9 protein-coding genes are annotated in these 14,247 nt (G+C 72.6%); 1 reads left to right on the plus strand and 8 read right to left on the minus strand.

The features are described from left to right. Positions 1 to 2 precede the first annotated feature (2 nt). From BIU95_RS05955 to BIU95_RS05975, 5 genes are all read right to left on the minus strand, one after another. Positions 3 to 1,307, minus strand: a complete 1,305-nt coding sequence (locus BIU95_RS05955; protein WP_071250919.1) for an LLM class flavin-dependent oxidoreductase — start codon at positions 1,305 to 1,307, stop codon at positions 3 to 5. After that, a complete protein-coding gene (locus tag BIU95_RS05960) occupies positions 1,308 to 2,690 on the minus strand; it encodes an O-acetylhomoserine aminocarboxypropyltransferase/cysteine synthase family protein (RefSeq protein WP_071250921.1) in 1,383 nt (460 codons plus the stop codon). A gap of 90 nt (positions 2,691 to 2,780) precedes the next feature. Beyond that, a complete protein-coding gene (locus BIU95_RS05965; protein WP_017888209.1) occupies positions 2,781 to 3,494 on the minus strand; it encodes a M50 family metallopeptidase in 714 nt (237 codons plus the stop codon). 163 nt (positions 3,495 to 3,657) lie between these two features. Then, on the minus strand, positions 3,658 to 5,472 hold the full coding sequence (gene glmS, locus BIU95_RS05970) for a glutamine--fructose-6-phosphate transaminase (isomerizing) (protein ID WP_017888207.1): 1,815 nt from the start codon (positions 5,470 to 5,472) through the stop codon (positions 3,658 to 3,660). 486 nt (positions 5,473 to 5,958) lie between these two features. Then, positions 5,959 to 8,658: a LuxR family transcriptional regulator gene (locus tag BIU95_RS05975; protein WP_017888206.1), complete on the minus strand. Its 2,700-nt coding sequence runs from the start codon at positions 8,656 to 8,658 to the stop codon at positions 5,959 to 5,961. Between the two features lie 536 nt (positions 8,659 to 9,194). Here BIU95_RS05975 and BIU95_RS05980 point away from each other — a divergent pair. After that, positions 9,195 to 10,733 (plus strand): MFS transporter, encoded by a 1,539-nt coding sequence (locus BIU95_RS05980; RefSeq protein ID WP_042539629.1) that lies wholly within the window; start codon positions 9,195 to 9,197, stop codon positions 10,731 to 10,733. A 74-nt stretch (positions 10,734 to 10,807) separates the two neighbouring features. Here the strand turns inward: BIU95_RS05980 and hisN are convergent, their stop codons facing one another. From hisN to rsgA, 3 genes are all read right to left on the minus strand, one after another. Further along, positions 10,808 to 11,596 (minus strand): histidinol-phosphatase, encoded by a 789-nt coding sequence (gene hisN, locus BIU95_RS05985; protein ID WP_017888204.1) that lies wholly within the window; start codon positions 11,594 to 11,596, stop codon positions 10,808 to 10,810. Positions 11,597 to 11,615: 19 nt separating this feature from the next. Next, positions 11,616 to 12,788: a hypothetical protein gene (locus BIU95_RS19050; protein WP_254783281.1), complete on the minus strand. Its 1,173-nt coding sequence runs from the start codon at positions 12,786 to 12,788 to the stop codon at positions 11,616 to 11,618. A gap of 412 nt (positions 12,789 to 13,200) precedes the next feature. Next, positions 13,201 to 14,247 (minus strand): ribosome small subunit-dependent GTPase A, encoded by a 1,047-nt coding sequence (gene rsgA / locus BIU95_RS05995; RefSeq protein WP_071250923.1) that lies wholly within the window; start codon positions 14,245 to 14,247, stop codon positions 13,201 to 13,203.

The following is a 14,247-nucleotide window of genomic DNA, read 5'->3' on the forward strand; positions in this document are numbered from 1 at the left end:
CGCTAGAAGTCGAACAGGTTCGCCCGGATCCCTCCGGCGCCGTAGTCCCGTCGCAGCAGCCCGCGGCGCCGGAGCACGGGCACCAGGTCGCCGAACATCCGGTGGATCTGCGCCGGGTGCAGGTCACCCGAGAAGATGATCCCGTCGTTGTCGGCGTCGCTGCCGAGCTCCTCGACGAAGTCCGCGAACTCGTCGGCGGTCCCCACGAACCCCGAGCGTGACGCGATCCGCCCCTGCCGCGCCTTGCGGGTGAGCAGCTCCCGCAGCGGTGCGTCCGGGGTGTCCCCGAGCAGCCCGCGGATCGTGCCGGCCGAGACGTGGTCGCCGAAGGTCCCGTCGGGTACCGGGGCGTCCAGGTCGAGCGCGAGCAGGTCGGTCTCGGAGTCGCTCGACCACGCGATGGCCGCCGCACGCAGCGCGTCGTCCGAAGGGTGCTCGGACGCCGCGACGATGCGGTCGGCCTCCTCCGGCGAGGACACGATCACCGGCTTGAGCACGAACAGGATCCGCAGGTCCGACGCGGAGCGCCCCGCCGCTTCCGCTGCAGCGATCACCCGTGCTCGGTAGTCCGTCACCGCGGCGGCCGACAACGGCGCGAGCGCGAGCTGCACGTCCGAGTGGGTCCCGGCGAACGCGAGCCCACGACCGGAGCCGCCGGGGGAGACGACGACCGGGTCCGAGGCGAGCGGCAACGCGTTGAGCGGCCCGTCGGCGGTGAAGTGGGCGCCCTCGTGGTGGAACGCGTCGAGGGCGTCCCCGTCCGCGAAGTGCCAGGAGTCCGGCGCCCCGACGTACCCGTCGCCCCACGAGTGCCAGAGCCGGCGAAGCAGCGTGATCCACTCCTCGGCGCGGTCGTACGCCTGGTCGTGGGGCAGCGGCGGCAGGCCGGCGTGCCGCGCACTGCCGACGTCGGTGACGACGTTGATCCCCAGGCGGTCCGAGGACAGGTGTGCCAGGGTCGCGAACTGCCGTGCCGCCAGGTACGGCGGGGTGATCCCCGCGTTGACGGTCGGCGCGATGCCGATGTGCGAGGTGGCGGCGAACAGGTACGGGGCGAGCAGCAGCGGGTCGTGCTTCGGGCCGCCGTACGCCTGCCGGATGCGCAGGTCGAGGGTCGCGGGGTTCCCGAGCGAGACGGCGTCCTCGGCGATGACCAGGTCCATGCCGGCCTGCTCGAGTGTCCGGACGGACTGCTGGTACAGGTCGGGCTTCGTCCAGTCGTGGCCCCAGTCCCAGTCGGACCGGCCCCACGCCTGCGGGCCGAAGCCCCGCGAGAAGAAGTACCCGAAGTGCTGCAGCTCGGCCATTCAGCGCTCCTGCCGGTCGAGGGCCGGCCCATCGACCGACGAGCGGTGCGCGTCGGACGCTCCACGTGCCTCCAGGCCGGTGGTCGCTGCGGACCGCACGGCGGCGAACCCGCGTTCCAGGTCGCGGAGCAGGTCCGCGATGTCCTCGATGCCCACCGACAGCCGGATCAGGCCGTCGTCGATGCCCTGCTCGGCGCGTTCTTCCGGCGTGCGGCCGGCGTGGGTGGTGGTCGCCGGGTGCAGGATCAGCGAGCGGACGTCGCCCAGGTGGGTCATCCGGCTGAACAGCTGCACGGCGTCGATGAACGCGCGCGCGGCGGCTCCGCCACCGGCGAGCGTGAAGGCGAAGACGGATCCGGCCCCACGGGGAAGGTAGCGCTGGGCGAGGTCGTGGAACGGACTGGAGGCCAGGCCCGCGTGGTCGACGCTCGTCACCTCCGGCTGCTGGTCCAGCCAGGACGCGACGGCCAGCGCGTTCGCGCAGTGGCGTTCCACCCGCAGCGACAGCGTCTCGATGCCCTGGCGGAGCAGGAACGCGTTGAACGGGGACGGCGCCGGACCGATGCGTGCGGCGACGACGTCGCGGGCGAACACGGCGAACGCCCGGTTGCCGTACCGCTCGACGTAGCTCTCGCCGCCGAGGGACCGTTCGGGGCTGGTCAGGTGCGTCCAGCGCTCGGGGGCGGCGGACCAGTCGAAGCGGCCGCCGTCGACGACCACCCCGCCGAGTCCGGCACCGTGCCCGGACAGGAACTTCGACGCCGAGTGCACGACGATGTCCGCACCGTGCTCGACCGGGCGCACCAGGTACGGCGTGGCGAGGGTGTTGTCGACGATCAGCGGGACCCCGGCGCGGTGCGCGGTCTCGGCGACGCCGGCGATGTCGAGGACGTCGTTCTTCGGGTTGGGGATCGTCTCGGCGAAGAACGCCTTGGTGTTCGGCCGGACCGCGGCTGCCCAGGCGTCGAGGTCGCGGGCGTCGGTGACGAAGTCGACCTCGATGCCGAGCCGGCCGAGGTTCTGCAGCAGCAGTCCGCGGGTGCCCTCGTAGATGCTCCGGGCGCTGACGACGTGGTCGCCGGTCTGCAGCAGACCGAGGAACGCCACGGTCGCCGCCGCCTGGCCGCTGCCGACCAGGATCGCCTGGACCCCGCGTTCGAGCAGCGCCACGCGACGCTCGACGTCGGCGTTCGTGGGGTTGCCGAGTCGCGTGTAGGTGTAGCCGTCGTCGGTGTCGGCGAAGCGGTCACGGGCCTGGTCGAAGTCGTCGAACAGGAACCCGGAGGACATGTGGATCGCGGGCACCCGGGCGCCGTGCCCGGCGTCGGGCACGAAGCCGCCGTGCACCTGCTCGGTCGCGAAGCCGTGGTCGTCGGTCGCCATGGGACACCTCCGGGGGTCGTGTGGCGGTAGCCTCGCAGCCCCTCGGAGCGGACAGGCGATTGCGGCCCCCGGTTACGTGGCCGCCACCCCTCAGACGAGCGCGCGGACCCCGGCGACGACGGTGTCCCAGACCTGGAGCAGGGGCTCACGCGCCAGCCACACCGCGACGGCGTTGACGAGGACGAACAGCACGAACCACAGCGACGCCGGCACCCGCATCTCGGCTGCGGCGATGTGGAAGTCGGTCTGCACCCGGGCGCCGGTGAGCAGCCAGCGACCGACCTGCACCACCGACCGCAGGCCGTCGACGACGAAGAAGGCCCCGACGGCGGCGACCACCAGCACGGTCACCTCGGACGGGCGGACGGCCACCCACAGGGCGAGGGCGTCGAAGCCGAGCACGACGAGCAGGCCGAACCAGTTCCGGACGAAGGCGAGCGCCACGAGGCCGATGACCGCGAGCACCACCACGGGCAGCCAGCGGGAGCCGTGCAGCACCCCGGTGACCAGGAGCACACCCGCCCACAGGGGTGCGCTGTAGCCGGCGTACAGGTTGAGGATGCGGACGAGCCACCGGATGCCGCCGGGCACCCGTCCGAGTTGGACCCAGGCCTCGCCGGAGCCGTCCGGGTGCAGTTCGATGCGCTGGATCCGTCCGCCGAACGGCACGACGACGATCGCGTGTCCGACCTCGTGCGCGATGGTGGCGGCGATGCGTGCCACACGGCCGACGAACGGCACGAACGGCAGGACGGCGCCGACGAGGAGCGCGACGAAGACGAGGGGCGGGGCTGCGGTGGTCAAGCCACCAGCATCGCAGCCCCGCCCAGGAAGATCCTGCGGGACCGGCGTCAGGGGAGCACAGCGGTCGTCAGCACCACCGTGACCAGGACCACGGTGCTGGCGATCGCCAGGGCGGTGAGGACGGCGAGGAACACCGTCAGGCGGTTCACGCGTCGGCGCCCGGCTACTCGACCGTCACCGACTTCGCCAGGTTCCGGGGTTTGTCGACGTCGCACCCGAGCTGCAGGGCGAGTTCACGGGCGAGCATCTGCAGCGGCACGACGGCCTCGAGCGGACCCCACGGCGCCGTCATCGCGCCCCAGGCCAGGCCACCGGTGCCACGGCGGCCGAGCGCGGGGATGTCCGCCGACTCGCCGCCGATGGTGATGACGAAACCACCGCGGGCCCGGACCTCGGCGATCGCCGACCGGATCTTCGGTTCGCCGTGGTCGATGACGACCACCGGTGTGCCCTCGTCCACCAGGGCGAGCGGTCCGTGCTTGAGTTCACCGGCGGGGTAGGCCTCGGCCCAGCGGTAGCTGAGCTCCTTGAGCTTCAGGGCGCCCTCGGCGGCGTACGGCAGCCCGGTGCCACGGCCGAGGAACAGGAATCCGGTCGCCTCCTTGACGCTCGACGCCAGCAGCGGCATCCGCTCGGCGGACACCCGCGCGGCGTGCTCGATCCGGGCGGGCAGGTCGAGCAGCTCGTCGACGAGCACCTGGGCGTGCGACGGCTCGATGCGGCCGGAGGCGACCATCGCGGCGATCATCGCCGCGACGCCGACGACGACCTGCGCCGTGAACGTCTTCGTGGCGGCGACCCCGATCTCCGGACCGGCGTGGCAGTCGAGCACGGCGTCCGCTCGTCGGGCCAGCGAGGAGTGCATGTTGTTCGTCAGCGCGAGCACCGGGTGGCGGTCCTCGAACCGGTCCAGGGCGCGGAGCACGTCGGCCGTCTCACCGGACTGGCTGATCGCGACGACCAGGGTGCCAGGACCGAGCACGGCCTGGTCGGCCTCGCTCGCGACGACGATGTCGGTCGGCACCCCGCCGATCCCGCGCAGTGCCGTCGCGATCACCTGACCGGCGTTCAACGACGTGCCGCAGGCGACGATCGCCAGCCGGTGGAAGCCGGCCAGACCGAGGCCCACCCACATGCTGCCGTCGGCGGTGCGCCGGGCCACCCGGTCCAGGATCGTCGCGACGACGTCGGCCTGCTCGCCGATCTCCTTGGCCATGTGGTCGGTGTGGTCACCGAGGTCGAGCGCGGCCGCGGCGAACGGGGACGCCGTGGGGAACGGCACGGGCACCGTGATGCCGTCGGACGACCAGGTCCAGGCTTCGCCGAGCTCGACGACGTCGCCGTCGCGGAGCGCCACGAACGTCTCGCACCACTCGGCGATCGCACCGATGTCGCTCGCCACGAAGTCACCGCGGCCGGAGCGGGCGACGACCAGCGGGGAACGGTCCGCCGCCACGACCATCCGGCCGTCCCGGGCGTCCAGCACCACGATCGCCCACGACCCCTCGAGCTGCGCCGTCGCGATCTGCACCGCGAGCATCAGGTCTGGGTCGACCGTCAGGGCCCGCTCGACCAGGTGGGCGATGACCTCGGAGTCGACGTCGGACCGGAACCGGTGCCCCTGCGCCTCGAGCGTCTGCCGCAGCCGCTCCGCGTTCTCGATGATGCCGTTGTGCACGATCGAGATCCGGCCGGTGCAGTCGGCGTGCGGGTGTGCGTTCGCCTCACGCACCGCACCGTGCGTGGCCCAGCGGGTGTGACCGATGCCGATGCCGGTGAGCGCGTCGCCGGAACGGGCCGCGACGAGCGTGCGCAGGTCGCCGACGCGGGAGACCGAGCGGATCGTCTCGGCGCCGCCGACGGCCGTCCGGACGGCGATGCCGGCGGAGTCGTACCCGCGGTACTCGAGTCGTTCGAGTCCGTCGAGCAGGTAGGGGGTCGCGTCGTCAGACACGCGGGCCGCGATGATGCCGCACATCGGTTGTCCCTTCGGGGGAGCGAGGGTGGGTGGAACGGGGCGGTGGGGCTGCACCGACCGCCGTCGGGTCTGCCGCGCGTCCGGGTCCCCTGGGCGAGGGAACCGGCGCCCGTCCTCGGATCAGGCGAGGACGGACGTCGGTGTCGTTGGGCCGAGGGGCTCGGGTACCGGACGGGGGTACCGCGGGCTGGCCCCGGGGGAGGGGCACGGCGGTCGGTGCAGGAGAAGCCTCACCCGCCGCCGACCCCACGGCAACACCGGTCGGCCGCTCTTGCGGTTCCCCGCGCGTGGGGGCACACCGCCCTGCGGGCGCGTGCGGACTCCCGCAACCGCGCGCGCTTCGCGTGGAGCGACGCGCCAGCGGCGCGCGGCGCCAGCGCCGACCGAGCCTGCGAGGTCGGTTGCGTGAAGACGTGGAGCGCAGACGGACAGGAGGCCCGGTACCAGCTGGTACCGGGCCTCCCCTTCATCCTGTGGTGGCGTCTCCTACGTGAGGAGCGCGACCAGGTGCGATCGCGACCGCGCGCCGACCTTGCGGTAGATCTGCGTGAGCCGCAGTTCCACCGTGCGCTGCGACATGAACAGCGACGACGCGATCTCACGGTTGCGGTACCCCTCGGTGACCTTCTGCACCACCGCGCGCTCCTCGGCGGTCAGCGACGTGAGCACCGCCGACGCGTCCGGCGCGCTGCGCGGCGTCCCGGGGAACGCCGGCGACAGCACCGGCGCGGACCGGACCGACGACGAGCCCGTGCCGAACGGCGGCATCGCCGCAGCCGGCGCCGGGGTCACGAGCGGACGACGCAGGCCCGCCGCCTCGTAGGCCGCTGCGGCCGCCGCACCCAGGCGCGGACGCTCCGCAGGGTTGCCGACCGCAGCCAGCGCCGCGAACGTGCGAGCCCGCTCGTACTGCGAGTCGTGCGGCTGGAACAGCTCCAGCGCGCGGCGACGAGCCGACTCGCGGGTGGTGTCGTCGGCGACGAGCGCCAGGCTCCGCGCCAGCACCAGGGCACCCCACCGACCCGGGCGGGCGTGGTGGTCCGCAGCGAGACGGGCCGTGATCGTCCGGGCATCCTCGATCCGACCGAGGCGCACGTACGCCTCGACCAGGTCACCGAGGTGCCGGAGCACCGCCGGGTTCCGGAGCGACCGGCCGATCGCGTCGGCGGCCTCGAGCGCGGTCGCTGCCTCGTCGAGCCGACCGTCGAGCAGCAGGACCTTACCGCGGAGCGCGTGCAGCTTCGCCGTCGCACCCCAGAGCCGACTCGTCGAACGGTGCTCGAGGCACCGGTCCACCACGTCGAGCGCCTCGGCCGACCGGCCCTCAGCGAAGTGCCGCCACGCGACGGCGATCGCCCGGGACGGCTCACGCAGCCGCTCGGCGACGGACGAGCCGGACTCCCAGACGTCGATCGCGCGGAGCGCCTGCCGGAAGTTGCCGGAGCGCACCTCGTTCTCGGACGTCAGGTACCGGGCCGCCTCGTTCCACACCGCCGCGGACTCCTGCCCACGGGCGAGCACGAGTGCGAACACCCGTCGCGCGCTCCGGTAGCGCTCGCCGATGCTCAGCGCGTGGGCGAGGAGCAGCAGGGCCGGGTCGGACATCGCCACGAGCGCCGACGTCGCGAGCCCGTCGTGCAGCTCGGTGTCGGGCGGCAGCACGCCGTCCACCGCGGCGATGAGCTCGCGCGCGGTCGTCGTGATCTCGAGGGTGTGCGCGGACGCCGACGCCTCGAGCGGTTCGATCCGGTGCAGCAGGTCCTTCGCCTGGTCGAGCTCCCACGCCTCGGCGCGGAAGCACGCCACCATGGCCATCAGTCCGGCGACGGCGTCCACCTCGGTGGGGTCGGTCGCGTCGACGGGGACGAGCAACTCGTCCGCGTGCACGGCGTCACCGCTGAGGTACTCGGCCGAGTACTGCAGACGCAGTCGGCGGACCTCGTTCGGCGTCGTCCGGAACGGACGGAGCGCCGCCAGGTACCGCGCGGCGAAACCGAGCAGACGCTTGCCGAGCATGGCCTCCGCGACCCCGAGGAGCGCGACGTGCTCGTCCTCGGTCCCGCCACCGATGTGCAGGGCACGCTCGGTCAGCGCGATCGCGGCGTGCACGGCGCCGTCCACGACGTACGACCGTGCGGCCTGCAGCAGCGCGACCACGTCGGGGACGTCGTCGACGAAGCTCCGGTGCCACGCGGCCGACCGCGGGTCGGTCTCGGCGCTCGCCGTGGCCAGCTCGGCGTGTGCCGCGCGGCGGTCACGGGCGGGCATCCGCCAGTAGAGCGCGGAACGGACCAGTGGATGCCGCACGGTGACGCTCTGCCCGCGGACGGTCGCGAGACCGGCCCCGACCAGGTCGTCCAGCTCGTCCCGGTCCCACGCCGTGGTCTTCGCGACGGGCACCAGGGCGAGCTTCGCGAGGACGTCCAGATCGCGTCCTGCGGCCGGCTCGAGTGCGAGCGCAGCGATGGCCTCGGTGGTCGGAGTGGGGCGGAGCGGGAGCACGATCGGCTCGGCACCGGTGAGCTGCTCCCGGGTGAGCACCGCGAGCTGTTCGCGGAGTGCGCCGGGGTTGCCGCCGGTCTCCTCGGCGAGGACGGCGAGGACGCCGTCGTTCGCCTCGGCCGGTGCCATGGACCGGGCGAGGAGCAGGGCCTCGTCCGACGGCAGCGGCTCGATGCGCAGGGTCGGCAGGGCCGCGAGCGGACCGTCCGACGGCACCGAGCGGACCGTCGCCACGACGCGCAGGGCGGTGCCCGCGAGTCGTCCGGCGAGGAACGCGATGAGCTCCTGGCTCTCCGTGTCCATCCGGTCGAGGTCGTCGATGAGGACGAGCGTCGGCGGCAGGGTCAGAGCGTGCACGGCGTCGAGGAAGTCGTGGGCCGCCGCCAGTCCGGCCGTCACAGCGGCCGCGGTCCCACCGGCCTGCAGCAGGTGGGCGATGTGCGCGGTCGCTCGTGGGTCGTCCAGCGCGGTGAACAGGGAGGTCACCCCGGCCAGTGGCCAGCGGGATTCACTCCCGTTGACACCGACCCGGACGATGGGCAGGGAAACGCGGTTCGAGACCGCGTCGAGGACGCTGCTGCGTCCGGAACCAGGGTCGCCGACCACGACCATCGCGGACTCCCGTGGGAGCACTGCGAGGGTCGCGATCCGGTCGACCTCGAGACGTCGACCGGTGAGTGCCATGACTCACCGGCCTCCGGGTCCGGAGGCGGATGCTGCGAGGAGGGCGTCGGCGAACACGGGGGTCGCTGCGACGGGGCGCACTGCGGCGGACCGGGCTGCTGCACGGCGGGTGACCGTGGCGGAGCGCGGACGAGAGGCGGCGACTGAGCGCGCGCCGGAACTGTCGTGGATTGGATGCGGTCGTCGAGTGAGGGTGCACTCGGTTCCGCTCGGGAACGATGATGTCATCGTCTGTATCACCCCTCGGGTTAGGGTCTTCGGACGAACACGACGGGTCGGTTCCACCGTTCGGATCTAGGGAATCCGAGGGCGTCACGTGACCTGCCGTCTGGAGCACGATAACTCAGGTCTCGTCCCGCTGAGCGGACTCGCGCGGACGGATGTCCACATCCGTGCCCCCAGTACGGGGGGCCACGAGGGGCCCCCTCGTCCGCTCGCTGCGGGGTGTCCGAACGGGCCGATCGGGGCCGTCGGAGCCAACCGGGGTACAGGGCTGTCCGGACCGTGTTCGTCGCCGCAGGTGTACCACGGACGGGATGTCCAACGCCGAACCGACCGACGCCCGCCTCGACGACCGCACCCGGTGGCGCGCCTTCGCCGTCTGCGTGGCGGTCGCGGCCCTGACGATCCTCGACCTGTCGAAGGTGAACGTCGGGCTGCCCTCGATCGAGCAGTCCCTCGGGGCCACCAGTTCGTCGCTCCAGCTCATCGTGGCGGGGTACGCGCTGGCCTTCGGTCTCGCCCTCGTGCCCGCCGGTCGGCTCGGCGACCTGAAGAGCCGACGGGTCATGTTCATCGTGGGGCTCAGCGCGTTCACCGGATCGAGTCTGCTGTGCGCCGTGGCGCCGAACATCGAGGTCCTGATCGTCACCCGGATCCTGCAGGGCTTCGCCGCCGGCATCCAGATGCCCCAGGTCATCGGACTCGTGCAGCAGCTGTTCCGCGGGCCGGAGCGGGGCCGTGCGTTCGGGCTGTTCGGCGCGATGATCGGCATCTCCACCGCACTCGGCCCGACCATCGGTGGCGGCCTCATCGCGATCGGCGGCGAGGAGTCCGGCTGGCGGCTGCTGTTCTGGATGAACGTGCCCCTCGGCATCGCCGCGCTCGTCTTCGCCATCCGCCTGCTGCCGAAGGGGGCTCAGGGGACGGCGCAGGACCGCGAACTGGACGTCGTCGGCATCCTGCTGCTCGGTGCGGCCATCGTCACCCTGATGCTGCCCTTCGTGCTGACCAGCGGCGGTGGTGGTTCCGCGACGCGCTGGTTCTGGCTGGTCGGCTTCGCGGTGTTCCTCGTGCTGTTCGTGCTCTGGGAACAGCGGTTCAAGCGGCAGGGCAAGTCGCCCGTGGTGCACTTCGAGCTCTTCCGACTGTCGTCGTACCGCAACGGGCTGTCGATCGTCGCCGTCTACTTCGCGGCGCTGCCGGCGTCCTTCCTCATGGTGACGCTCTACCTGCAGGAGGGCCTCGGCCTCTCGCCGCTGTTCGCCGGCATGGTGAGCATCCCCTTCGCGGCGACGAGTGCCGTGGGCTCGTACATCGGCGGACGGATCGTCGACCGGGTCGGGCGGGCGCTGGTCGTCGCCGGGCTCGGGATGGTCGTCGTCGGCTTCCTGCTGCTCATGCTCGCCGCGGTCGCCACTCCGCCGGAGGTCACCCCGTGGGCGATGGCCGGAGCGTTCCTGGTGGGTGGTCTCGGTGGTGGGTTCGTGGTGTCACCGAACCAGACGCTGACCCTGGCCGAGATCCCCGTCGAGCAGTCCGGTGTCGCGGGCTCGATGCAGCAGCTCGGGCAGCGGGTCGGGACGGCGATCGGTACCGCGGTCGCGACGAGCATCTTCTACGGCATCGTCCGGAGCCAGACGGCGGGGTCGGGGTCCGGCGGGTCCGGTCCGGGCAGCCGGCTCGACGCGTACCACGACGCGTTCCGCAGCGGCACGACGTTCACGGTGTCGCTGATGGCGCTGGCGTTGGTGCTGGCGGGTGCGGACCTGGTGGCGCGTCGCCGGGCGGCGCGGCGGTCCGAGGGGGAGTCCGAGCGCTCCGACGCGGCTGCGGAGCCCGCCGACCGCGGCTGATCCGCTCGACGGCGGCCGATCCGCTCGAGGGCGGCCGATCCGCTCGAGGGCGGCCGATCCGCTCGGCCGCCGTCCTAGGACTCGCGGCGGATGACCTCGACGACGGCGTCGTGCACCAGGCCGTTCGTGGCGAGGGCGCTGCCGTGCCAGGGCCCGGGATCGCCGTCGAGCGAGGTGAAGCGACCGCCGGCCTCCTCGACGATGGGGACGAGGGCGGCGATGTCCCACGGCTTCAGGTCCGGTTCGCCGGCGACGTCGAGGACGCCCTCGGCCACCATCATGTACGACCACATGTCGCCGTAGGCCCGGGTGCGCCAGACCCGGCGGGACAGGTCGACGAGCGGCTCGAGGCGGTCGTCGTCGTCCCACTGCTGGATGCTGTTGTAGCTCAGGCTGGCGTCGGCCAGGTCGGCGACCCCGGACACCCGGAGCGGTCCGTCCAACGAGAACGCACCGGAACCCTCGGCCGCCCACCAGCGCTTGCCGAGGGCCGGAGCGCTGACGACGCCGAGCACCGGGCGACCGTCGACCGCGAGCGCGATCAGGGTCGCCCACACCGGCACGCCACGCAGGTAGTTGGCGGTGCCGTCGATCGGGTCGACCACCCACTGCCGGTGCCCTTCGCTGACGGCCTCGGCTCCGGTGTCGGCCGTGGTCTCCTCACCGAGGAACGCGTCGTCCGGTCGCTCGGCGGCGAGCCGCTCGCGCAGGGCCCGTTCGACCGCCTGGTCGGCGTCGGTGACGTGCGTGCTGTCGGCCTTCTTCGTCACGTGCAGGTCGGCGGCACGGAAGCGCTCGAGGCTGATCGCGTCGGCGGTGTCGGCGAGGGAGCGGGCGAAGTCCAGGTCGGCGCTGAGGTCCACGTCGCCCAACCTACCGTCGCTACGCGGCGACGACCTCTTCTTCCTCGAGCCGGGTGACCTCGCGTTCGCGGGCGATGCGGGTCCGGCGTGCGACGAGCCCGTGCACGACGGCACAGAGCAGGAGCGCCGCCGCCAGCCAGAGGGCGAGCACGAGGGACGGCCGGCCGAGCGACGCATCCGGGAAGTACTGCAGGTCCTGTGCGGCCTGCAACCACGCCGCGCCGCTCCAGAAGGTGTGCAGCGCGGCGAAGAACCCCGGCTGGAACGCCGGCTGGAAGATCCCGCCGGAGGACGTGAAGTTCAGCATCACGAACAGCATCGTGAGGATCGGGGTGGTCCACCGTCCGAGCACGGGGTGCAGCCCGACGCCGAGCGCGACGATGATCGCGTCGTAGAGCCAGGCGAACAGGAACACCTGCCAGTGGTGCGTGGTGATGACGCCGTAGACCGGGCCGGCGACGACCACACCGATCCCCGCGACGACCCCGGCGGTGGCCAGGCCGATGACCGCGGTCCACACGGTACGGAGCTTCGTCGCGACCGAGGCCACGGCGATCGCGGACGCGTACCCGCCGACGCTCAGGGCCACGAGCAGGAAGAACAGCCCCTGGCCGGTGGTGTCCTGGTCGCCCGTGGGTACGACGTCGACGACCCGGAACGGCACGCGCTGGTCGTAGGCGATCGGCAGGAACACCTTCTGTGCGGCGCTCGCGGTCGTCTCCGACGCGGCGGTCGAGACGAAGAGCGTGGCACCGGTCGCGGTGGGTGCGTAGACCGCCGCGAGGTCGCGGTCGCGCACCTGCTGCTCGGCGGCCTTCGTCGAGGCGACGACGTGGGCCACGAGTGCGCCGTCGGACTGGTCGGTCACGGTCTGGGCGAACACCTGGGTGGCGGCGCCCTGGCCGACGATGCCGACGGGGAGTTCGTGCGGCGCCGGCGCGTGGAAGGCGCCGAGGTACGCCAGGCCCATGCCCGCGGCCAGGAACAGCGGCACGAGGATGTGCGAGGCGAACGTCAGCAGCACGCGACCGAGGCCGGCCGGGCGCAGGACGCTGTCGGAGCCCTGCGGCTTCGGGGCTCGCGAGGACTTGTGCGTGGGGGAGTGGTGCGCGTGCGACGTCGTCGTCGTGCTCGGGGACGGGGCGTCGACAGCGGGGGTCGGCGCAAAGTTGTACTTTGCAACTTCAGACACGATCGCCAACTGTACAACGCTGGTGCGTGCTTGTCGACGCAGGCCCGGAGCCGAGTCGTCGTCCCGTGCGAGGTTGCCCGCTCCGTGCGAGGCCGCGAGCCCGCACGGAGCGCACGACCTTGCACCGTTCAGAGCCCCTCGCACGGTGCGAGGTCTGCGCGGTGCGACGGGGCGGGCGCGGGCTGAGTGGTCACGACTCACCGCGCGCCGGCGCTCGGGCGGTCACGAACTGTCGGATGCCGCGCCGCCAGCCGACAGTTCGTGACCGCTCGAAGTACACTCCGCGGGGTGTCGTGACCAGCCGCCGACCAGCGCCGAGCGCCGACCAGCCGCCGAGCGCCGACCAGCCGCCGACCAACCGCCGAGCGCCGACCGGCCGCCGCCGAGCGCCGACCAGCCACCGCCCCTCGCGCTACTCCGAACCGGGGTCCGACGCGCCCATCCCGGTCAGCAGCGCCCGGAACGAGTCGAGCCGCTCGACACCGGTCGGCCCGAGCTCCCCGTCCTGCACCCGGTCGACGATCTCCCAGTCGTGCGCCTGCGCCAACGGGATGCCGTCCCGCGCGGGCAGCACCGGGATCGCGTGCGAGGCGAACGCCCGGAACACGTTCGCGGGGTCGACGTGCCCCAGGCCGAACGACCGCACGCCCGGGGTGTCGATGATCCAGCCACCGTCACGGACCCGCAGCGCGATCGACGACGAGGACGTGTGCCGCCCCCGGCCGGTCACGGAGTTCACGACGCCGATCGCCCGCGTCGACCCGGTCAGGGCGTTCACCAGGGTCGACTTGCCGACGCCGGAGTGCCCGACGGTCACGGTCACCTTGTCGTCGAGGAGCTCGTGCAGCGCCTCGAACGGGACGTCGTCCGATCGGCTCGTCACGATCCGCAGATCCAGGCACGCGAAGTGCGCCAGGAACGCAGCCGGGTCGGCGAGGTCGGTCTTGGTGATGCAGAGGATCGGGTCGAGCCCCGCGTCGAACGCGGCCACCAGGTACCGGTCGATCAGGCGGGTGCGCGGCTCGGGGTCGGCGGCGGCCACCACGATGAGCATCTGGTCGGCGTTCGCCACGATGACGCGCTCGACCTCGTCGGAGTCGTCGGCACTCCGTCGCAGCAGTGTGGTGCGTTCGGCGACCTTCACGATGCGTGCCAGCGAGCCGGGGTCGCCCGAGACGTCCCCGACGAGCGACACGTGGTCGCCCGTGACGACGGACTTCTTGCCGAGCTCCCGGGCCTTCGTCGCGGTGATGACGTGGTCGTCGATCAGCACGCCGAACCGCCCGCGGTCGACGTTCGTCACCCACCCGACTGGGGCGTCGTCGTACGTCGGCCGGGTCTTCGTGCGCGGCCGGTTGCCCTTCGGGTTCGGACGCACCCGGACGCTCGACTCGTCGTACTGCCCGTACGGCTCGTCCGCGTCGGAGTCGTCACCGTCGACGTCGTCCCACCAGCTCAT

The sequence above is a fragment of the Curtobacterium sp. MCBA15_007 genome, assembly GCF_001864905.1.
Taxonomy (GTDB): domain Bacteria; phylum Actinomycetota; class Actinomycetes; order Actinomycetales; family Microbacteriaceae; genus Curtobacterium; species Curtobacterium poinsettiae.

What these genes read in the sequence shown, in the direction of transcription:
- rsgA (WP_071250923.1), bottom strand. Translation starts at nt 14,247, where the DNA reads ATGAGCTGGTGGGACGACGTCGACGGTGACGACTCCGACGCGGACGAG.
- BIU95_RS05955 (WP_071250919.1), bottom strand. Translation starts at nt 1,307, where the DNA reads ATGGCCGAGCTGCAGCACTTCGGGTACTTCTTCTCGCGGGGCTTCGGC.
- glmS (WP_017888207.1), bottom strand. Translation starts at nt 5,472, where the DNA reads ATGTGCGGCATCATCGCGGCCCGCGTGTCTGACGACGCGACCCCCTAC.
- BIU95_RS05960 (WP_071250921.1), bottom strand. Translation starts at nt 2,690, where the DNA reads ATGGCGACCGACGACCACGGCTTCGCGACCGAGCAGGTGCACGGCGGC.
- BIU95_RS05980 (WP_042539629.1), top strand. Translation starts at nt 9,195, where the DNA reads ATGTCCAACGCCGAACCGACCGACGCCCGCCTCGACGACCGCACCCGG.
- BIU95_RS05975 (WP_017888206.1), bottom strand. Translation starts at nt 8,658, where the DNA reads ATGGCACTCACCGGTCGACGTCTCGAGGTCGACCGGATCGCGACCCTC.